The organism is Weissella viridescens (assembly GCF_014789145.1).
GTDB classification, from domain to species: Bacteria; Bacillota; Bacilli; order Lactobacillales; family Lactobacillaceae; genus Weissella; species Weissella viridescens.
Genome location: NZ_CP061835.1, coordinates 890,619 through 912,866 on the forward strand (window position 1 = coordinate 890,619; position 22,248 = coordinate 912,866).

The window sequence follows — 22,248 nt, forward strand, 5'->3', positions numbered from 1 at the left end:
TCATCGCGTTCTAATTCAATTGTACTACAATATTGTGATTGCCGCCTAAATATCAAAGCCAGGGGTTCGCTTCAAAATTGCTTTAAGCAATTTCTTACCCTTTTTAGCTTGCTTACGCACATATGGACGTAAACGCAGTGGCTTTTTGATAATGTTATCAGCATCGGCACTCAATGTCACTGCAGTTTGTTGCTTATTGGCCGAAATATAACCAAGCTCAGTGCGTAATCTTGGCACGCCTTGGCTGGTCCAATCAATGCCCAAAACTGTAATAACAGTGCCCTTTTGCAAGACATACTTACTCTTGGCTACCTTGGTCCAATGCACACTTGCATACACAAATTGTTTTTCTTGCAACACAACCCGACATGGGAAAGTTTCAATATGCACATACCGACCCAAATCGTTGACTGGGAATGGGACTTTCGTTTGTGGAATATCCGTAACCTTACCGCGCTTAAGCTTTTGAATGCGGCGATATGCAGCCCGAGCACTGTCAGATGAACGACTCAATGACATTTCGAGATTTCGCGTTTGTTGGCGTAATCGGCGTGGTGTTGTAAATTGCACCTGCTTTGCACTCAATATCGGTGCATATTCTTGTGGTTCACCGTACATCGCCACATTATCCTTATATCGTGCAAAGACGGATGTGATATACCCGTCATATGGGTGCTTAAAGAAATACTTGTAGGCACTTTCACCAGTAAAGCGATCGAATTCACGGCCGTCTGCGACATGTAAATTGACAAAGTCACGCGCAAATAACTGAATATTTTCAGTTATTGCCGCATGATATTCATTTTCCTGACGGGTAATGATTGGCTTAACTGTGCCATCAACATCTCGTTCGTATCCCGGAATACTCTTATATGGCGTCGTTGCAAAAATTGATTCAAACGGACTAAAGTTAACCGGCATTTGCGTAAAGCGATGACGGATGGAATGTCCATCATTATCTGTAAAGTTTCGGACGTAATAGAACGGATTATCAACGGGATGCCCAGCAGCATCTTCCAACAGTCGTGTTAACGTGTCTTGCGTATACCCCCGACCCCAGAACTCAACAAAGGCAAATTTTTCATCAAAATCAATTTCTTGTTTCAAGTAATCCGTAACGATTGGGCGTCGCTCTGCCGCAATTTCCAACAACCGATTCTGATAAGCTTCAGATTGACTAAAAATTTCACGAATTGTATTCGCAACGGCCCCTTTTAAGGTTGGTGCGTGACGATATGTTTCTAGCTCTGGTAAGAGTTCAAGTAACTCCGCTTCCGGTAACTGACTTGATTTTACCAAGTCATCGAAACTATCCATCAAAGTAAACATACCAAACGGTGTAAATGATGCTGGATCCACCTCATTGATAAAAGAAGGGACACGCCAGGCCTTACGTGAGCCATAGATAAACTTCGCTTTCACTGACAGGTGTTCTTCAGCAATAATCACATCCGCGATTTGCTTCAGATAATATCCGTCACGTGAAATAAAGTACAGGGTCTCATAACCACGTTCAATGGCATCAGTTAACGCCCAATGCACGTAAGGGACAAATGTTGGTCCAATATAGGCATAGGCATAATAAGCTGACATATCAAATGTCATATTTGCTTGATTAACAAGTGCTTGTCGGCGGCGTTGGAAGACTGTTGCCAGCTTATAGGCATCATAACGATATGGCGCTTGAGCCTGTTCAACATACCATTGCTCATTTGGCACAAATGTATCCATATCATGATTATATGTTTGGATACCAAGTTTGCGTGGGGCTTTGCCATCGGCGTGTTTATTATCACCATAATGGACCCACTTAGCATAATGATAGTCACTATCAAAGAAAACATAATCAAACAACTTACCGGTCGACTTTTGGTAACCAACTTCACTTGATACGTATAGTGGTAATTCGACCAGACGTGGATCAGCTGCCTCAAGCATTTGTTGAATCACTGCTTTCGGCAAATACATATCCGAAACAAGCTTTACATCATTTCCAGCTGCAATCAGCTCAAATAGCATGTTAATACGTTTTTGAATGGGTTGAACTGCACTAATTTCAGCCGAAACTTCTTGTTCGTATAGAAAAGCTGTTTGCGCATCTGAAAGATGGTAGTTTTGCTGTAAACGACTTAAGATTTCTTGCAATGTCACTTCAAACGTATTAGATTGACGCTCATATGTCGTCTTCTTAAAGACATCTCGTAAGTCCGCCTCTACTTCTTGGCGAATTGTTTGGTAGTTATCAATCAAATACCGTTCAAATGGTTCCTCAAAATCTACGAGTTGTTCTTGAACTTCAGCAAAAATGCTGATGGGTTCAAGCGTGTCTCGCTTAATTAAGGTATCAAAAATATCAAATGTGTGTAATTCAGGGTATTGACGATGACGGGGTTGCGCAGCATCCGCATCTTCAATCAAATAATCAATCGTTGTCGTTTTCTCATATCCAAAGAAATAGGTCATCAAAAAGGCTTTGTTTTCAATTGGCGACTGTGGTTGATTAAATGACGTCAGTAAATCACTGAAACTTGTCACAATCGTTCCACCTGTTAACTCAAAGTAATCACCAATCAATTCTGAATCATTGGTATATTCTTCAAAATCAGGTATATAGCGGATAAATTGATCAACACCACTTTCCAATAAATCATAAAAAATAGATGAGTAATCAATAATACCTACCGTGATTTTATTGAAAATTTCGTAAACATCATACTTATCGTCCCAAAATAATAGGTTTGGATGATTTGAAAACTCTGTCATCGCTTGTTGATATTCTGGATCTTTTAACATAAATGGATGTAACTTTAAAATAAATAAACCATTTTGGGCGGCCATCTTATCCGCAACTGCCTTTAAATCAGGTAAGAGTTGCTTGAATGCACCATTAACATCTTTATACCGATATGTTGGTGCATATAAATAAACTTTATCGAAATTATCAATAAAGTCCAATGCCCCGTGGTCAGTGCGCATTTCAGGATCTCGATAAACTTGATTCCGTGGATACCCCCCCTTAATGATTTGCGCTCCATCGAGTGGCATGTCTTCAATGAAATGTTCTTCCATAACCTCAGAGGTCGCCAAAAATTTGAGATTATTCTTATATAGTGGATAATTTCGGACGTATTTTTTAACAATACCATCAGCCAAAGCAGATTCGGCACCAAGACCAAGTTCGATATGCTTTAACCCAACGCCATGCCATAGATTTAGAATAATCGCGTTTGGATTTAGACTAGCTGGGTATGTTTCACGGAAGTTTTCCGTAACATAGACATCAGCTTCAGCAAATAGTTTTGCAGCCTTACTTGAGCTCGCTAAAATCGCCTTATACCCCAGACGCTTAACTAGCCGCATTTCATCACGTGTATCAGCAACCCACCAAACGTCATGCGTTTGTGCATTGTGCTTTTGCATGTACATCAAAAGTGCTTTAGGGTTTCCTTGCCAACTATATGAGCCAAACAACCATAGTTTCATACTTCTTCCTACATTTCTAATTTATTCTTTTCAGAGAGACGCAAAGGCCCTTCTGAATTTCTGCGCACATTCAAGCGCATATGTATCACGACTCGACAGCTTTATCGAACCCGCTATTTTATTATGTGAATAAGATATAGAGACCCAGCCCAACATAGATGACCGGAACCAAAATCTTTTGATATTTTTGAACGAAGTTTCTAATGACTGGTAAATCAGAGATAAGTTGACCAATCCAACACCAAATTGGAATCATGATAATGAATAAGCCAAGCACACCCCACATTTGGACATTGGAATACTTACTAAACAATGGAATGTAAATGCCCATATTGTCAGCTCCATTTGAAATGGTAAGCGTCATGATCGTCCCTAAAGTCAATCCTGTGGCTGTATGCACTTGCTTTTGAACCTTAGTATGATAGGCCGTTTCTTTTTTAGCTGTTTCATCAGCCTTATATAACTTGTAAAAGCCGCTCATCCCCATCAATAACGGGAAAATCCCCAGTAGATTCAAATAATTCAAATTAAAAGCATGGAGCATTGTCACACAGGCAATACTTAAGACTAAGATGGCCCCAATTCCCAGCAACTGACCGAATAAAATAGTCGAACGTTGTTTGCGATTCGTCGCTTCAGCATACAAAATCGTTAGGATAACGAGATCATCCAAATTACTACTTATAAAAGCCACAATCACTGAAACAATAAAATGTATCATATTCCTGTTTCCCTTTTCTACTCTTTATAAATGACTCTACGTATTCATTATTGTACCATTTTTAATAATAAATGTTATAGCAGCAATTGATTTCATCGTGTAAATCCATCGATGGCGACTTCTCATATTCTAACTGATTCAACTTGCTTTGCTAACAAAAAAAGCGTGTACACATGCGTACACGCCCTTCCATTATGCTTTATTTTGTGAACCAAATACTTTTATGCGATCTTCACACATTGCTTGAATGGCTTCCGTTCCTGGTTGAAGGAACTTACGAGGATCATAGTTTTTACCCTGTAGGTCTTTATCTGAAAGCACAAAATCACGAATGGCTGTGTGGAAAGCGAGTTGTCCTTCAGTATTGACATTTACCTTAGCAATACCCAATTTAATCGCCTCTTGAATTTGATCGTCGGGAATTCCAGAACCACCATGCAAGACCAATGGTAGGTCTCGACCCAGCTTCTCAGAAAGCATGTCCGTAATCGCCTTCAAGTGATCTAAGTGCAATCCCTTCCAATCAGCTGGATACTTACCATGAATATTTCCAATGCCGACAGCAAGTGAATCGACACCAGTCTCTGCCATCTTAAGGGTATCATCAAGCGAAGCAATTTCACCGTCTGCAATGACCCCATCTTCTTCACCGCCAATTGTTCCGACTTCGGCTTCCAATTGCTTATCCTGAGCATGAACTAAATCAGCAATTTCTGCTGTCTTTTTTACATTTTCATCCAATGGTAGCGCAGACCCATCAAACATGATTGATGTAAAGCCTGCTTGTAAGGCTTCGTGAACATCAGCTTCAGTCCCGTGATCGAGATGAATTGCCATAGGCACAGTAATATTAAGGGCCTCATATAAATCAGCAATCAAGTCATGCGCCACTTTAAAATCACCCATATACTTGGCAGCGCCACCCGTGACCTGCATCATCACTGGTGATTGCATTTTTTCACAAGCAAGTAAGATTGCTTTGGCCCATTCCAAGTTATTCACGTTAAAAGCAGGCACGGCATAGTGTTCTGCTCGTGCTTTTTGTAGCATATCGACACCATTTGTAATCATGTTTGTTACCTCTTTTTTTAATGGTTGTTATTAAAGTTCATTGGCAAATGACCCCCTATCTTGTGGGGCCGTACCTTTAGAATAACATTTTTTTACATAAATCAAAATGCCCACCGCCTGCGCCATTTTATGTCTGTATTTTATTTTTATTAAAAACGAATTTAATATTTATTTATTTGAACTAGTTTTAAATTAATCGAAACCAAACAGCCTCCTTACAGGTATTTGATTCATTGCGGCTGGTAAAGCTAACTCATTTACATGCAGGTGTCGCAACAAATAGCTCTGAGTATGGATGGCACCAAAAAATTCAACACCTCTCTTGGTTTAAATACGAATGGTCGCCCTTATCCCTACTTCAAAGCTACCAAAAAACCGGCCTTCAAGCCAATTAATAACAAAATGAAAGCAGATAACATATTGCAAATCTGCTTTTTATTTTGCCTGTGCTGGACTCTGTTATACTTAAGTAAAAACCACCGAAGGGAATCACATCACATGTCAGACACAATTAACGTTATTTCAGAATTTGCCCCATTAAAAAAAGTTGTCCTAGCACAGTCTGAATTTGCCTTTTCCAGTCAAGCCGTCTACGACGAAATGGACAATGGTGAGTATGACTTTCTAGATGAGACTTATGCCGACATTGAAGTTGGGCACTATTCTGAAGATTTTGCCACAGCATACCCAAAACTCAATCAGCAATGGTTGGCAGAAAAACAGAACCTAATTGAAGTCTTTTACCAATTTGGTATTGAAGTCATCCGTCCTCGGTTACTGAATACCACGGAAAAGGAACGCGGGCTTGCCTCTGGTGATGGCTACAGTAATTTTTTTGTGCGTGATCCTTTCTTCACAATTGGCTCAACAGTTATCAAAGGTCATTTACGTTTGCCACATCGTAAGCATGAAATTGATACAATCAATGACTATCTCGTTCGTGCAACAACAGCAGCCAACGCCCCCTACATCAGCGTTTCCAAAGGTTATTTAGAAGGTGGTGATGTACTCGTCCTTGGCCATGATATACTGGTCGGTTATTCTGGCTTAGCAAGCGACATCACTGGGATTCAATGGCTTACTGATACATTGGGATCCGATTATCATATAATTCCAGTGAAACTGCATCCCCATATTTTGCATCTTGATTGTGCCCTAAGCTTATTGCGTCCTGGTCTCATGATTGTCTGCCCAGAAGCCTTTATAGATGGCGTCCCTGACCAACTTAAGGAATGGAAACACATTGACGTCACACTGGCGCAAGCAACGCAACTAATGTGCAATGGTCTACCAATCGATGAACATACGTATATCACTGATGTTGCCTTTACTGAACTGATTCCACGCATTGAGGCACATGGCATTCAGGTCATCGCTTTGGATTACCAAATTTCACGTATGTTTGGCGGAAGCTTCCGTTGCACAACTCAACCACTACAACGCCTAACCTAACCAAAAAAGGATGAACTAATATATGACAGATGAAACTCTTCCAATTTCTGATTTAGAATACGGTGAAAGCTATACCAACTGTGTCATCATTAATGATGACACCCCCTTACGACTAGATACCATGCAGTTTGAAAAATGCACATTTTCAACCATTAATTTTGACGCAAGTGAAATTTTAGATTGTACGTTTATTCACTGTGATTTCTCCAATACAGACTGGTCAGGTAGTATCATTTATCGCAGCCTTTTTGAAAATTGTCGCTTAGTTGGTATCGACCTAGCGCAGACACAGTTAAAAGATACGCGCTATACAAACTGTCACGCCCTCTATGCTAATTTTTCTGAAGCAAAAATGACTAACACCGCTTTTCAAACCACGCAATTAACTGAAAGTTATTTCCAAAACCTACTCAGTATTAAAAAAACAACTTTCGTTGCATGCCAATTAGACGGCGCTGATTTTGGTGGCACTTCACTCAAAGGCGTAGATTTCTCCAAGAGTAACTTTGAAAGCCTCGTCTTTTCACCAGAACTCATGGCTGGCTGTACTTTAAACCAAGAACAAGCGGCTATTTTCATGATAAATCTGGGTGTTAAAATTAAATAAAAAAGACGTATGTCAGTTCTGGCACACGTCTTTTTATTTTGCGTTTGATTTAAAACGTCCATTTAATTTATCTTCACTATATTGCATAAGTTCACTGGGTGAAATGTCAAATTTCTCACAAAAAATAAACACTTCATCTAGCACATCTGCCAACTCTTCTACGATATTTTCCTTTTCTTCTTTCACTGATTGCACCCGCTCACCTGGGTGATCACGCCCAAATTCAAAACGGCGAATTGCCTGGGATAACTCACCAACTTCTTCCGTTAAAAAATTCAATCGTCGTGATGAAGAGAGTTGTAACCATCCACGTTCGGCATAAAAATCAGCCAACCACTGTTTATGCTCATCTAAGTTCATAGTCGCCCCCACAGTATGATATATTATATATCTATAATACATGAATTGGAGGCATATTATGCAAAAGATTGCGGTTTATTGTGGGGCTTCGACAGGTAATGAACCCGCCTATGCTGACGCTACTGTGGCGTTAGGCACTTGGCTAGAAGAGCATCAGCTTGAACTCGTCTATGGTGGTGGCGGTGTTGGTCTAATGGGATTACTGGCTCAAACAGTATTGGATCATGGTGGTGTCGTTCATGGCATCATGCCTCAAAATCTTTATGACCGTGGTGCTGCTCATCCAGGCCTCACTGATCTTGAAGTTGTGCCGAACATGTCTGTTCGTAAACAAAAAATGTTAGCGTACGCTGACGGTTGTATTGCATTACCTGGTGGTCCAGGGACTTTAGAAGAAATTGTCGAGGCTTTTTCTTGGGCTCGTATCGGCGATAACGATAACCCTTGTGTTTTCTATGATGTTAATCACTATTATCGACCAATCCAAGACATGTTCCAAGCAATGGTGAATACTGAATTCCTCACGCAGTCAGATTTTGATAAACTAGGATTTTTTGATAGTTTACCAAAAATGTTTCAATTCATGGAAAACTACGAACCTCCTTTGATTCGACAATATACAAAATAAAGCAATTAAATCAGCAGTTGTGGCATTAAACGCCTGTTTAAGTGAATGAACTTATGTAATAAATATTAAAAAAGGTTAGTATTAACCAACTTATCTTTGTAAATCCGTTAAGCTCAGCTATAATAATTAGTGTTACTAAAACCGTGTTATAGGAGAAACAGGTCATGAAAAAAACAGGAATTGTCGTTATGTTAGTTGCTGTACTCACGCTGTGTGGTGCAACTGCATACTACGGCGTCACTCAAAATAAGCACAGAGCTGAAGTTAAGGCACAACAAAAGTCTTCTTATAAGGCTGCATCAGAAAGTTTGGCAAATGCTGCTAGTGATTCTGATGAGAATGTAAGTAACACTTCAACAGAGTCAGCCTCCGGATCAGTTGAAAAAGATGCTAAGAAGCTTAGCTTATCAGACTTTATGTCAACATATGGCACGTCATATGTTGGATACCTTCACGATCAACAAGGTGTTCCAATGGCTGATGCACTTAAATCAGCCAAAGAAAACCATATTCCTTTGACGAAATACGAAAAGGAAACCCTTGCTGGCCTCAAGGATGGTAGTGTTATCGCTACTGCAGATGGTGACGTTGCACCAGCAGCAGACGCAGCTACAACCGATCAAACAGATGACAATACTGCTACTGATCAAACTGAAGCAGGTACTGAATAGCATAAAAAAAGCGGTCCCGCAGGGGCCGCTTTTTTAATTCATTGTTGGAACAATGCCCCCATCCATCCGTAGCGCTTCACCTGAAAAAGCACCTGCTTTTGGACTAGCAACGTAAGTCACAAAGTCTCCAATCTCCTGAGGGGTAATTAATCGTTGAATAGTTGACGTTGGCCGATTGTTTAACATGAATAGACGTTCTCTTTCAGTTAAGCTTGCGATGTCTGGATACAGACTCTCCAAAAGACTTTCCACACCTTCAGTTAATGTTGAACCTGGCATCACTGTGTTGACGGTCACAGTTGTTCCAGCTGTCTGTAAGCTCAATGATTTTGCCAAACTCAGATTCATGGCTTTTGTCATAGAATAATGCGGCATTTCGGGACTTGGCATCACGGCTGCTTCACTTGCAATAAAAATAATACGTCCATCGGCATCCTTTTGTAAGAGTCGCGGTAAATAAAACTTTGAAAGTGCAATCCCCACAATGGCATTTACTTCAAAATAATGTCGCCACTCTTCAAGCGTCAATTCAGCAAACGTTGCTTCTTCAAAAATAGCCATGTTATTAACTAAAATATCAACTTCAGGAAACTGATGATAAAGTGCTTCACGTTCAGCTTCCTGGCTCAAATCAAAAGGGGCCGCGCTTATCGAAACATCGGGATACTGTAACTGTAATGTCCTCTGTACCTGATCAACTGTCTCAATTGAGCGACCGTTAATAATGACATTAACACCTTCTTGTGCTAAACTTTCAGCAATTGCGCGACCAATCCCCTTAGTCGAACCGGTCACTAATGCTGTTTTTTGTTTTAACTGTAAGTCCATTCCTCTCACCTCTTACTTTAAATTAGTTAAATCAGCATAACACACTTACTTATTGTAAACAACGTTACATCTTATTCGGAGGTATATCACATGTTTGTTTTTTCAGAATTTGAAACACGCATCGGTCTCATTCAACTCGTCTTCCCTGAAAATAGCCACGCACCTGAGCTGTTCAACATTATCCAGACGAACGCAGCCGAATTTACGAAATGGCTCCCGTGGGTTCCAGAAACGGATTCCGTTGAAACTGAATTAAAATTTATCAACGATGTACGAATGAAAAATGCCCAATATGAATTACTTTCACTAGTCATCCTTGTTAACGGACATCCCATTGGCACAATAGATTTGCACGAAATTGACGCAAATTTTCACCATGCTCAAATCGGATATTGGCTAGACCCTACCTATCAAGGTAACGGCATCATGACACAAGCTGTCAAACAATTAGCTCACCGCGCCTTGCATGAGCTTGGTTTTCATAAATTAACCATTGAAGCTGATACACTGAATGTAAAAAGCATTGCTGTCGCCGAAAATGCTGACTTTCACTATGAAGCAACACTAAAAGATCACATTATTAACGAGGGCGAATACCGCGACTTGATTTTGTACACAAAACTAGCTGATTAATCAAAATTTAATTTGAAAAATTTGTACAAAAAAAGAGGCTTATGGCCTCTTTTTTATTACTTCCAACTTGCCTGTTCAGGCACATGTACAAGGTCATCCTTGACCAGTTGCTCAGCAATTTCCACAGTATTCCAAGCAGCACCCTTTAATAAATTATCCGATACAATCCACGCATGGAAAGCACCTTCATTTTCCAAGTCACGACGGACACGTCCAACAAACGTGTCACGTGAGCCTTCAGCCAACAAAGGTTGTGGATAGATTTGATGATCTGGATCATCTTGCAAGACAACGCCATCTGCGCCTGCAAAAGCTGCTTGAACGCTCTCACGGGTCGCTGACTTATCATCGACTTCAAAATAAACACTTTCTCCGTGTCCAATAATCACCGGCACACGAACAGTAGTTGCTGTTACTTTAATGGCTGTTGCTTTCGGATCACCCAGCATAATTTTCTTGGTCTCTTCGATCATTTTATACTCTTCATGCGTGTAACCTTCATCTTCAAAGACATCAATTTGCGCCAAAAGATTAAAAGCTAATGGATAATGTTTAACATCACCCTTTACTGGTAAGATATGCGCATCATCATTCATAATTGCCCGGTCACCATCAATATAGGCTTGTGCTTCAGCAATTACCTCATCAATAGCACTTTGTCCAGCACCAGAGGCAGCCTGATAGGTTGAAACAATCACTTGATTCAACCCAAATTGATCTTGAATTGGCTTTAGAGCCACAACCATCTGAATCGTTGAGCAATTAGGATTAGCAATAATCCCTTGATGTTGACGTAAGGCTTCCGGATTTACCTCTGGTACGACTAATGGCACACGTTCATCCATACGCCAATATGAAGAATTATCAACGACAACAGCACCACGTTTTACTGCTTCCGGTGCTAATTCGGCCGAAACTGATCCTCCAGCTGATGCCAAAACAATATCAATACCCTCAAAAGCATCTGGTTCTGCTAATTCAACCGAAATTGGTTCACCTTTGAAGTTCAACTGCTTACCAACTGACCGTTCTGAAGCCAAAAGTTTAACTGATTTGACTGGAATAGTTGACTGCTCTAATTGTTCCAAAATACGATTACCTACGGCACCAGTCGCCCCTAAAATCGCAATATGATATCCTGCTTCTGACATTTATTTCTCCTTACAAATCCATAATGGCATCTAAACCAACTGCTAAATCAGCAACTTCGTCAACATGTTTAATTGCTAAGACCACTCCAGCCATAAATGACTCACGGGAAATAGAATCTTGACTGATGTGCAATGATTCACCTGTGGCACCAAAAATGACCTCTTCGTGTGCTAAGTAACCGGGTAAACGCATGGCGTGTACTTGTACGTCATCAATGTCTTCTCCACGTGCCGGTTGTCCAATACCGACTAATCGTGGATCTTCACGACGACCAGCCGCAATTTTTTTAGCCGTCGCCCGCGCTGTGCCCGAAGGTGCATCAAGCTTGTCTTGATGGTGAATTTCCAAAATTTCAGCGTCTGGCATGTACTTGGCTGCTTGACCTGCAAAATGCATCATCAATACGGCAGAAATTGAAAAATTTGGAACAACCAAAACATGACGTTTTTTGCTTTGCGCTAAGTGCTTAAGCGCATCAGTCTGTGTCTCTGTGAGACCACTGGTTCCGATGACGACATCCATATCGGCACTAAGGGCATATTCAGCATTATCATAGACTGTATCCGGAGTTGTCACATCAACCCAAACATCTGCGCGAACATCAATCAAATCAAGTCCTTCAAAAACAGGCACATCAGCTGGTTTTGGATGTGGCGCCAAAATCCCCACTAACTCTAAGTCTTCGGTTTGTGCGATTTGTTTTTGAATGGCTTGGCCCATTTTACCAAAACCACCAGCTAGAAATACTTTTGTCATTAGGCTTGGTCCCCCTCGACTTGGTCTGCCAACAATTCATGTAGGTGAGTTGTTTCAGCTTCATTCAAAGGCAAGATTGGCAGACGCGTTGTATTTTCTACCTCACCCTTTTCAGCCAAAATTGCCTTAACTGGCGCTGGGGATGGATAAGCAAACAAGGCACTCATTTTTGGCGTTAACCAGCGTTGTAGACGCCCTGCTTCAGGGACATCCCCAACTTCAAGCGCTGTAAACAAAGCTGCCATTTCAGGTCCATAAATGTGTGAACTAACTGAAATTGTTCCTTGGGCCCCCACAGCCTTAGCAGCCAAGGTTTGCGCATCTTCACCTGTATAAACCCAGAAATCGTCTGGTGTATTTTCAACAAGGTAACCTAAGTCATCAATTGTTGTCACCTGCTTAACCGCATTAATGTTATCGTGTTGGGCTAAAGTGACGACGCTTTCGTTGGTTAGACCAACAGCTGAGCGACCTGGGATATTGTATAGCATCACAGGTACTGTTGCGGCTGTTGCAATTGCACGGAAATGTTCAATCATCCCTGCCTGACTAGGCTTATTGTAGTAAGGCGTCACAGCTAGTACAGCATCAACCCCCTCAATGTCACTCACTTCTTTAGCGAATAATGCAGAGTGTTGTGTATTGTTGTCACCAACATTGGCGATGACAATCCCACGAGCACCCACATAGTGTGCAAAGTGTGTATACAAAGCAATTTTTTCCAAATGGGTTAAGGTTGGTGCCTCACCGGTTGTCCCACCAATGACGAAACCTTGTGTCCCTTCGTCAATTAAACGATCAGTTAATTTGTCCAATGCTGGATAATCAATTTCAAGTCCATCATCAGTAAATGGTGTAATAATTGCTGTAATTAAGTTAATATCTTCGTACATGTTTGTGCTCCTTATGCTTGTGTCATGCGCCAGTCCAAGAATTCAGTAATTGCGCGTACCCCCGGTACCAGCGCTGCTTCATCTGGACTTAAAGTTGCTTGATGGAGATTGTGTTGCGGGTCATTTACACCTAACCAGAACATTGTTCCTGGAATTTGATGGAGTAAATAACCAAAATCTTCGGCAGTCATTGCTGAATCAATATCACTGAAATCAATGTCATCCGCGTTTTCCATAAAATCAATAAACCGCGCCGTTGTCTCTGGGTCATTTTCGACAGGCTGGTAGCCGCCCTGCTCTAACTCAAGATTAACATCTACATTAAATGTTTCGGCAACGCCATTTGCAATGCGCGTCATGCGTGCCATCATCATTTCTAAATTCTTTTGTGTGAGTCCTCGCATGGTTCCAATGAGCTTCGCTTCACTGGCGATAATGTTTCCCACTGTCCCACCTGCATGGAAACTGCCAAATGTCACCACGCCAGCATCGACTGGGTTAAGGTTCCGCGACACAATTGATTGCACGGCTGATACAAAACTAGCCCCAGCTAAGAGAGCATCATTCGTGAGATGTGGCATTGCCGCGTGACCACCGGCACCAGAGAAAGTAATTCGAACGACACATGAGCCAGCAAAGAGTGTCCCTTGCCGTGTTGCAATTTGTCCAGCTGGTAATGCGGGATTATCGTGCAGACCATAAAATTCATCTGGACGCCATTCATCGCTGAAAACACCTAAATCATAAAGTTTCTTACCACCAAACTCTTCTTCTTCAGCTGGTTGAAAAAGAAATACAAGGTTATCCTTTGGTTGATGCACAGTATAGTAATGCAAAACCCCCAAGGCCACGGTCATATGCATATCATGGCCACAAGCATGCATTTTACCAGAATGTTTTGACGCAAAAGGTAACCCGGTTGCTTCCTCAATTGGCAAGCCATCAATGTCTGTTCGATACCCCAATGTTCGTTGGGGGTCTGATCCCTGAAAACGTACTAAAATTGCTGTTGGCAGCTCAGGTACGTCACGAATTTCCATCCAAGGGACCTGCCAATCCGAAATAACTGATTTCAGGTAGTCATGCGTTTCCGTTTCTTGTAAAGCTAGTTCAGGAATTTGATGTAAATCGCGTCTAATCTCAACTAATTGCGTATCATCTAATAGTGCTTCAGCCATGTCGCCTTCTCCTTAGTCTAATTGACGTAGGGCGTCAACCAAGGCCGTCTTACTTTTTGTTTGATCATCAAGTGTCTTTATCACCTTAGCAGGCACACCAGCCACAACGGTATTAGCGGGCACGTCATCTGTGACGATTGCTCCGGCTGCTACAACAGCATTGTCACCAACTTGTATGCCTTCAATAATGACAGCACCGGCTCCAACCAAAACATTATCGCCAACGCGCACTGGTTGTGCAGACGCTGGTTCGACAACTCCAGCCAAAACCGCATTTGCCCCAATATGTGAGTGCTTACCCACTAAGGCACGTCCACCGAGCACAGCGCCCATATCAATCATTGAAGCTTCACCAATTTCAGCGCCAATATTAATCGTAGCACCCATCATAATGACCGCATTTTGTCCAATAACCACTTGATCACGAATAATCGCTCCTGGTTCAATTCGAGCAGGGATATTGTCATAATCCAACAAAGGAACACCTGAGTTACGGGCTAGAATTTCGACATGAGTTTGACTAATCAAAGCCTCATTGTCATCCAAGACTGGCTTAATTGCGGCCCAATCGCCATAAATAACACCGGTATCTTCATTTAGGAAAGCTTCAACCCCTTCTGGAAATTCTAAAATCTTAAGGGCACCATCCCCCGCAATATCGACACGGACAGGCGTTAGCTTTGGGGCCGTTGCGATTGTGTTAATAATGTCTTCAGCAGATAATTCAGTCATAATGTTCTCCCTTATCAATTCTCTTATAGTTCGTAGTGATGATCCAAACGGACCATATCAGCATAGGTTTCACGTTGCACAACTTCTTGTGATTGGCCATTTTCCACAAATACAACCCCTGGTCGTGGATTACGATTATAGTTTGAAGCCATTGAGTAGCCGTAAGCCCCAGTGGCGTTCATAACCACGACATCACCAGGCTCTAGTTTAGGCAAAGTTTGTTCATCAATCAAAATATCACCTGATTCACAATACTTACCAACTAAGCGAACAGACTCGGCTTCACGGTCATCAGCTGGTTCAGCTAATTCTGCTTCGTAGTCGGCTTGATAGAGAGCTGGTCGAATATTATCGCCCATCCCACCATCAACGGCAACATAATGGCGCATCCCTGGCAAGTCCTTACGTGAACCAACAGTGTATAAGCTGTAGCCCGATGGACCCGCAATTGAGCGACCAGGTTCAATCCAAATTTCTGGCATAGGAAGGTCACGTGCTTGCGTCGCCGTGTCAATACTTGTGATAATGTCATCAACCAGTGTTGTAGGTGGTAATGGTTGATCATCTTCTGTATAGCGGATACCAAATCCACCCCCAACATCCAAGACCTTAGGCACAAAACCAGCTTGTTCTGCTAGCTCAACCAAACGGGTCGCAACGCCTTGGAACCCAGCTTCTTCAAAAATTTGTGAACCGATATGCGCATGAAGCCCTAATACATTCAAGTGTTCACTTGCTAAAGCAAGTTTAACAGCCTCAACCATTTGTCCACTATCTACATCAAAACCAAATTTACTGTCAACTTGACCTGTTGAAATATATTCGTGCGTGTGCGCTGAAATACCTGGTGAAACACGTAAAAGCACATCCTGTGTTTTATTTGCTTGCTTAAGCAAATCTTCCAACATATTTAACTCATAAAAGTTATCTACAATAACCGTTCCAACACCGTAGTCAATCGCCATTTGTAATTCTTCAGCTGACTTATTATTTCCATTAAATGAAATATTTTCCATTGGGAAGTCAGCCCGACGTGCCGTATACAGCTCTCCACCTGACACAATATCAAGATGTAAGCCCTCTTGCTTAACAACTTCATACATGGCGACTGTTGCAAAAGCTTTTGACGCGTATGATACAGCATAAGCAACATCACGGTTTTCAAAAGCTTGCTTGAAATCACGCATTTGTTGACGCATTTGTGGGACATCATAGACATACAATGGTGTGCCATATTCTTTGGCTAAATCAGTTGCAGCAACTCCCGCAATTTTCACTTGTTCACTCATCTCGTTTGCTCCTTTATTTCCCTAATACTCGGGTTAACCGTTCTTGTAAGTGGATTGATACTTCCCAAGGTGTGACACCCACATGGGCTCCAACATCTTCAAGCGTGTTCTCTTGACCATGATTCTTCCCTATCACGGTGACCTTAGTGCCAACTGGAAAGGCATGTGGCAATGCAACCATCATTTGATCCATGGCTGGCTTACCAATTAGCGGACAACGCTCACCTTCAATAATGACATCAAAGCCTTGAATCTTACGGCTCAAACCATCACCATAACCAAGCGGAATCGTACCAACCCATTCACCTTCTGATGTGTAGTAAGTATGACCGTAGCTAACACCGTCACCTTCATGACATTGCTTAACAAAATTCAACTCGGTTTCAAGGGTAAGGACCGGTTCAACATAACTGGCATCGCGTAGTTCACCTTGTGAAGGTTCTATCCCGTATGCAATTGTCCCAGCACGAATGACGTCGGTTGGAATTTCATCAGCATGATATAACGCAGCGGCTGAATTAGCAAGATGTACCATACGTGGTAGTTCAAGACCATCGGTCAATTCATGCCAACGGTCAACCTGCTTGTGGAAGTAATCTACCTTTGGCGAATCCGATTCTGCAAAATGGGTCATGATGCCTAGATCATCAAAAATATCGGCCTGATTTCGAGCATAATGTAATGCATCAGCCAATTGTTCACGGTCAGTAAACCCAATCCGATTCATGCCGGTATCAACAGCGATGTTGATTTGGAGTGGTTTCTCCACACCTGCTAATCCATCATGCGCTTGTGTTAACCAATTTTGATTGGCAACCGTCAAAATAACGTCGTATTCTGCTGCTAACTTGGCATATCCCGGTGGCGTAATGCCGAGAACCAAAATTGGGACGGTAATCCCGGCTTGCCGGATGGCTAGGGCTTCATCCAGAATGGCAACCGCTAATCCATCCACGCCAGCTTCAACCGCTGCTTGACTCATGGGGATGATGCCAAAGCCGTAGGCGTTTGACTTAACCGCTAACCACATAAACTTGGCGTGCGAAGCATCACGTGTCGCATCTAAATTATGTTTCACCGCTGATTTTGAAACTATCACGCGGGTGGGTCTTGTAATCGCAACTACCATGTCTGATCCTCCAAAAAATATCTAAAAAAAATCCGAATTACAGGGAACGCCCAGTAATTCGGATTCAGTAAAGTACACTTATCTCGATAACGAACGACAGCTCCCCACTACTTGTATGAGCAGTGACAGTCTAACAACTTTTAATTGCTAGCCCGGCATTGGATTTGGCCCAAATCACAACACCTCGGCAACCTTCCCTTTCACTAACTTCACCGTTTGGCAAACTCCATTAGTTAATTTTGTCGGTTGCAACCTCTATCTATTTATTAAATTACAATTAGATTACTAGCTTTTTGCGAAAAGGTCAACCCCTTGACTTTCATCATTTTCACATGTTTACTTGATGACAAACAAATTGGAGGTTACTTTTATGAAAGTCGTTAAGTTTGGAGGGTCCTCATTAGCTGATGGTGCCCAGTTTGAAAAGGTTATCAATATCATTACGCGTGATGCAGATCGGCGTGTTGTCGTCCCTTCTGCTCCTGGTAAACGCTTTTCTGGCGATATAAAAGTAACGGATCTATTTATCACTTTTGCTGAAAAAACCATTAGTGGTGCTGATCTCTCAGAAATTAAACAGACAATTCTAAAACGTTATACAGATATTCTAGATTATTTTAAAATTGAGGATGCAACGTTCGTAAACATGCTTAAAAACGAACTAGACCAACTAAATCGTATTCACTACCCCTCTTTTGATTATCTTTTTGCTGCATTTACAGGGCATGGTGAATATTTTAATGCGCAATTACTCGCGCGAATCTTAAATCATTTGGGGCATCCTGCCAAATTTGTACGTCCAGACACAATTGGTATAGTTGTAAACGGAACCCCTCGAGCAGCCGCAATTGTTCCCGCTTGCTACGACACCATGCAACAAGTGACGTTAGATGATCAAGTTATTACCGTTGTCCCTGGATTTTGTGCTTTTGATGCCGACGGTTTGATGGTCACTTTTTCACGTGGTGGATCAGACATCACAGGCGCTATCTTAGCTCGTGGACTGCAGGCCGACTTATATGAAAACTTTACCGACGTCTCTGCTATCTATACCGTAAACCCCAATCTAGTGCCAGATCCTCAAAAAATTAAGACAATGACTTTCCGTGAAATGCGGGAGCTATCGTATGCAGGATTCTCAGTCTTTCACGACGAGGCAATCCTTCCTGTGATTGAAACAAATGTTAAAATCAATGTTAAGAACACCAATGATCCCAGCGCGCCTGGAACAATGATTGTCCCAACCAGCGCAGTTGACGAAAAAACTGTCTCACCCGTCACCGGTATCGCAACAGACGCACGTTTCGCCGCCATTTATATTCACCGATACTTGCTGAATAAAGAAGTCGGATTCACCTTGAAAATTTTAGAAATCCTCGCGAAACATGGTGTCAGTTATGAGCATATGCCATCTGGAATCGATGATATGACCATCATTTTCGATAAATCACTGGTAAGTGAAGAACAAATTCAGGCTGTTTGCTCCGAAATTGAAGAAACCGTACATCCAAATGAACTAGATTTGATTCCTGAATTTGCCATTATGATGGTTGTAGGTGAAGGGATGCATGTTTACCATAATGCTCCAGCTAAAATTCTCACAGCGCTTAGTGATGCAAACATTAACGTCGGCATGATTAACATGGGCGCTTCTGAAATCAGTCTCATGCTTGGTATTGATACACATAAAATTGATGAAGCCACTAAAATTATTTACCAACAATTTTTTAATTAAATTAAAATTGGTATAGCTAAAAAAGCCAACTGGATAACATCCCAGTTGGCTTTTTTTATATCTTTTAATCAATAAATCCTGGTTTCCCAGCCTTATAACCAATAACGACCATCAAAACGGCCAATACCAAAATTAACATTAGTGGTGTAATAAACGAACCAGTCCAGCCTACTAGTAAGCCGAAAAATACAGGTCCGACGGCTGCTAGGGTATAACCAACCGTTTGGCTCATCCCTGAAAGTTCAGCTGCAACCTGACCAGAATGCGTACGAATCGTAAATAGAATGAGTGATAAACTAAAGGCCGAACCTACAGCAATTCCCAAAATTAGAACAGCTACGACCATCAAGAACTCATTGCCAGTAAACAATAAGAGCGTCCCAACAAAAATAGCAGATCCCGCAAAGATGACAAACCCAGTTTGATTCTTAACCTTTTCGGCAAAAGCTGGCACCACAAATGAGGCTGGTAAAATCATTAATTGCAAAACGCCCAACAGACTTCCACCAAAAGCTAGTGAATAACCTTTGCTTTCAATAATCTTAGGCAACCAAGAAACGTATGTGTAGAAAATCAATGATTGTAGACCCATAAAAGTTGCCAAAGACCAAGCAATTTTTGAGCGATAAATGTTAACTTTCGCTCCCATTTGTGTGGCTGTTCCAGCGTCTGTTTGAGTAGCGTTAGCTCCACCCGTTAGATAAATCATAAACCAAACCAACAAAGCTGGCAGCGTCAAAAAGCCAACCGATGCCAAGGCTAGGCTAGGTACATTATGCATCAACCCCAAAACTGGGATTGCTGCACTTGACCCAATGGCCCCCATTAAATTCATTACGATCGTATAGCTACTTGTAATCTTACCGAGTTTATTGGGAAAGTACGTCTTTGCCAAAGTTGGCAAAAGGACATTTCCAAAACAAATACCTACGGCAATAATCACTGTTCCGATATAGAGGCCAATATTCCCTGTAAAAGATCGTACCAGGATCCCGACTAGCACAAGACTAATCGACCCTAAAATACTTGGCAACAATCCTAGTCGACGAGAAATCTTAGGTACTAAGGTTGATAAGATTGCAAAAACTAAAAGACTAATTGAGGTTAATTGACTCAAATTTGTCAATGACAGACCTGTTGTATCACTCAACGAAGGAATTAGCGGTCCCACTGAGGTCAGCGGGATTCGTAAGATAGCGGCTAGAAATAAAATTCCAGCTAAAATAAGTTTCAATTCTTTTTTCATCATTTTTCTCCAAAAAATATTTTTTATTCTACTTTTTAGTGTTGCTTGTTTTTTTGTTACTTTGTAAATTTACATCATATTCGCGTGCCGACTTAAATGCCCAATTCACAGGTGCACATAAGAACACGGCTATACCACAAATTAAGAAGACACGATTTACCCCAACTGTATCAGCCAATGGCCCAAAGACAATCAACCCAATTGGTCCTGGGAGACTCAAGATTGACATAGTGACACCCATGACTTTACCCAAGTTCTCGTTTTCATAACTTTGCTGAATCATCGCCATTAGTAGTGTATCGAAGAATGGCACGCCAACGCCTGTGATAAACGTTAGGCCGACGAAGAGCATAAAACCAAATTTAGAAGGTTGCAACAACCCACTCAAAATCATGACAATCCCCAAAGAAATATAAGAAAGCATAAACGGAATCATTCGATTTTTCCAATTTCCAAATACGCTGATAATGAGCCCACCTGTCAGCATCCCCACTGAATAACAGACTTCAACTAACCCAACTTGACCAATAGAAGCTTTAAAATAGTCTAAAGTCATCAAGGGATACAAACTAGCAATTGGCATAATAAATAACGTTGAAATTGAACCAATCACCAGTGAAATCCATAACCCTTTATTTTTGGTCAAGAGTTGTACCCCATTCAGCATGTCACTTACAACAGTCTTAACTGGATGGGCCTTGGCCACTTCGTTCTTAGCCGCAGCATCCACCTTTGGGATTTTAACAAATTGCAGCATGCAAATTCCCAGAACGGCACCCAGCACATCTAGTAATAATAAATACTGCACGGAAACTATGGTGAACAAAAAGGCACCTAGCGCTGGAGCAACAATCATATTCGCTGATTGGATCATCCCAAACTGCCCATTCACTTTAGTTAAATGTGCTTCCGGTGTAATCGTTGGAATAATTGACTGAATTGTTGGCATCTGGAAGGTCTGTGCAACGGCGCGAATAAATAGCGCCAGATAAACTACCCAAATTGAAACGTGCCCAGTCATTAGAATAACAATTGAAAGTCCAGCTGCGACAACTGCCGCGACAACATCTGGCACGATTAATAAGAGTTTCTTGTTCCAACGATCAACATAAGTCCCAGCGAAAGGACTAAGTAAAATCATCGGCAACATACCGATAAGTGTGGCATAACTAAGCACCTTCGCTGAGTGCGTTTGCTCAGTTAAATACCAAATAATTGAATATTGAACCGTCATACTGGTAATACCAGTTAAGAACTGACTCAATAAAAAAGCGCTGACATTTTTCTGCCAGCTTGAAAGTGTTTTAAATGTAGTCAAAATATAGACTCCTTTATCAAATTTTTTTAACGTAAAAACGTTAAAAAGATTCATTATGGCGTCCACTCCCCAATCGTTATTGTCCACACTTGGGGGAACTGCCTGAACCTAGAACCGTTGTTCCACGACAGCCATTAAGTTTCATTGAAAATGAACCTGAATTTCCAGTATATTTGAACTTAATTTTTAAGTCAATCACTAAATCAAAGTTTTTTTCGTAAAAGGTTAGGCCAAATTGAAAATCATGTCATAACTGGTATCAATAAATATGCATTGCTTTAAAATTTACTTTTAATACGATTAAGCATATAATGATTGCCATGTGTCTTAGTTTCGACATCGGCACACATTAACCAACCTAAATTC

At 41.4% G+C, this 22,248-nt stretch carries 20 protein-coding genes and 1 riboswitch; of the genes, 6 read left to right on the top strand and 14 right to left on the bottom strand.

What is annotated here, in order from left to right:
• Positions 1-45 precede the first annotated feature (45 nt).
• From IE337_RS04455 to fba, 3 genes are all read right to left on the bottom strand, one after another.
• Positions 46-3,483 carry a CDP-glycerol glycerophosphotransferase family protein gene (locus IE337_RS04455; RefSeq protein WP_191135942.1) on the bottom strand — a complete coding sequence of 1,146 codons (3,438 nt, stop codon included), beginning with the start codon at positions 3,481-3,483 and terminating at the stop codon, positions 46-48.
• A 121-nt stretch (positions 3,484-3,604) separates the two neighbouring features.
• Complete coding sequence (locus IE337_RS04460) at positions 3,605-4,204, bottom strand: cadmium resistance transporter (protein ID WP_057743732.1); 600 nt, start codon at positions 4,202-4,204, stop codon at positions 3,605-3,607.
• Positions 4,205-4,396: 192 nt separating this feature from the next.
• On the bottom strand, positions 4,397-5,275 hold the full coding sequence (fba, locus tag IE337_RS04465) for a class II fructose-1,6-bisphosphate aldolase (RefSeq protein WP_191135943.1): 879 nt from the start codon (positions 5,273-5,275) through the stop codon (positions 4,397-4,399).
• 498 nt (positions 5,276-5,773) lie between these two features.
• On the opposite strand from fba, the gene IE337_RS04470 reads away from it, so the two are divergent.
• Both IE337_RS04470 and IE337_RS04475 read left to right on the top strand, forming a co-directional pair.
• Positions 5,774-6,727, top strand: a complete 954-nt coding sequence (locus IE337_RS04470) for a dimethylarginine dimethylaminohydrolase family protein (RefSeq protein WP_191135944.1) — start codon at positions 5,774-5,776, stop codon at positions 6,725-6,727.
• A 22-nt stretch (positions 6,728-6,749) separates the two neighbouring features.
• On the top strand, positions 6,750-7,334 hold the full coding sequence (locus IE337_RS04475; protein ID WP_191135945.1) for a pentapeptide repeat-containing protein: 585 nt from the start codon (positions 6,750-6,752) through the stop codon (positions 7,332-7,334).
• Between the two features lie 33 nt (positions 7,335-7,367).
• On the opposite strand, the gene IE337_RS04480 is transcribed toward IE337_RS04475, so the two are convergent.
• Positions 7,368-7,694 (bottom strand): MazG nucleotide pyrophosphohydrolase domain-containing protein, encoded by a 327-nt coding sequence (locus IE337_RS04480; RefSeq protein WP_191135946.1) that lies wholly within the window; start codon positions 7,692-7,694, stop codon positions 7,368-7,370.
• Between the two features lie 58 nt (positions 7,695-7,752).
• On the opposite strand from IE337_RS04480, the gene IE337_RS04485 reads away from it, so the two are divergent.
• Entirely contained in the window at positions 7,753-8,322 is a 570-nt protein-coding gene (locus tag IE337_RS04485; protein WP_191135947.1) for an LOG family protein, read from the top strand.
• Between the two features lie 164 nt (positions 8,323-8,486).
• The gene (locus tag IE337_RS04490; RefSeq protein WP_191135948.1) at positions 8,487-8,993 is read left to right on the top strand and encodes a hypothetical protein; all 507 of its coding nucleotides are present in this window, start codon (positions 8,487-8,489) and stop codon (positions 8,991-8,993) included.
• Between the two features lie 33 nt (positions 8,994-9,026).
• On the opposite strand, the gene IE337_RS04495 is transcribed toward IE337_RS04490, so the two are convergent.
• Complete coding sequence (locus IE337_RS04495) at positions 9,027-9,821, bottom strand: SDR family NAD(P)-dependent oxidoreductase (protein ID WP_191135949.1); 795 nt, start codon at positions 9,819-9,821, stop codon at positions 9,027-9,029.
• A gap of 90 nt (positions 9,822-9,911) precedes the next feature.
• On the opposite strand from IE337_RS04495, the gene IE337_RS04500 reads away from it, so the two are divergent.
• Entirely contained in the window at positions 9,912-10,454 is a 543-nt protein-coding gene (locus IE337_RS04500) for a GNAT family N-acetyltransferase (RefSeq protein ID WP_191135950.1), read from the top strand.
• Between the two features lie 56 nt (positions 10,455-10,510).
• Here the strand turns inward: IE337_RS04500 and IE337_RS04505 are convergent, their stop codons facing one another.
• Genes IE337_RS04505 through alr form a run of 7 tightly spaced genes read right to left on the bottom strand, consistent with a single transcriptional unit; the run spans position 10,511 to position 17,583 of the window.
• On the bottom strand, positions 10,511-11,605 hold the full coding sequence (locus IE337_RS04505) for an aspartate-semialdehyde dehydrogenase (RefSeq protein ID WP_191135951.1): 1,095 nt from the start codon (positions 11,603-11,605) through the stop codon (positions 10,511-10,513).
• A gap of 10 nt (positions 11,606-11,615) precedes the next feature.
• On the bottom strand, positions 11,616-12,362 hold the full coding sequence (gene dapB, locus IE337_RS04510; RefSeq protein ID WP_191135952.1) for a 4-hydroxy-tetrahydrodipicolinate reductase: 747 nt from the start codon (positions 12,360-12,362) through the stop codon (positions 11,616-11,618).
• Positions 12,362-13,255 carry a 4-hydroxy-tetrahydrodipicolinate synthase gene (dapA, locus tag IE337_RS04515; RefSeq protein WP_191135953.1) on the bottom strand — a complete coding sequence of 298 codons (894 nt, stop codon included), beginning with the start codon at positions 13,253-13,255 and terminating at the stop codon, positions 12,362-12,364. The genes dapB and dapA overlap by 1 nt, the downstream gene beginning before the upstream one ends.
• 11 nt (positions 13,256-13,266) lie before the next feature.
• Entirely contained in the window at positions 13,267-14,433 is a 1,167-nt protein-coding gene (locus IE337_RS04520; protein ID WP_191135954.1) for an N-acetyldiaminopimelate deacetylase, read from the bottom strand.
• 12 nt (positions 14,434-14,445) lie between these two features.
• Entirely contained in the window at positions 14,446-15,165 is a 720-nt protein-coding gene (dapD, locus tag IE337_RS04525; protein ID WP_191135955.1) for a 2,3,4,5-tetrahydropyridine-2,6-dicarboxylate N-acetyltransferase, read from the bottom strand.
• A 23-nt stretch (positions 15,166-15,188) separates the two neighbouring features.
• Positions 15,189-16,454 (bottom strand): diaminopimelate decarboxylase, encoded by a 1,266-nt coding sequence (lysA, locus tag IE337_RS04530; protein ID WP_191135956.1) that lies wholly within the window; start codon positions 16,452-16,454, stop codon positions 15,189-15,191.
• A 13-nt stretch (positions 16,455-16,467) separates the two neighbouring features.
• On the bottom strand, positions 16,468-17,583 hold the full coding sequence (gene alr / locus IE337_RS04535) for an alanine racemase (RefSeq protein ID WP_191135957.1): 1,116 nt from the start codon (positions 17,581-17,583) through the stop codon (positions 16,468-16,470).
• 89 nt (positions 17,584-17,672) lie between these two features.
• Positions 17,673-17,849, bottom strand: a riboswitch (Lysine riboswitch).
• 104 nt (positions 17,850-17,953) lie between these two features.
• On the opposite strand from alr, the gene IE337_RS04540 reads away from it, so the two are divergent.
• A complete protein-coding gene (locus IE337_RS04540) occupies positions 17,954-19,318 on the top strand; it encodes an aspartate kinase (protein WP_191135958.1) in 1,365 nt (454 codons plus the stop codon).
• Positions 19,319-19,382: 64 nt separating this feature from the next.
• Here the strand turns inward: IE337_RS04540 and IE337_RS04545 are convergent, their stop codons facing one another.
• Positions 19,383-20,567: an MFS transporter gene (locus IE337_RS04545; protein WP_191135959.1), complete on the bottom strand. Its 1,185-nt coding sequence runs from the start codon at positions 20,565-20,567 to the stop codon at positions 19,383-19,385.
• A 25-nt stretch (positions 20,568-20,592) separates the two neighbouring features.
• A complete protein-coding gene (locus IE337_RS04550) occupies positions 20,593-21,882 on the bottom strand; it encodes an MFS transporter (RefSeq protein ID WP_191135960.1) in 1,290 nt (429 codons plus the stop codon).
• Between the last annotated feature and the right edge of the window lie 366 nt (positions 21,883-22,248).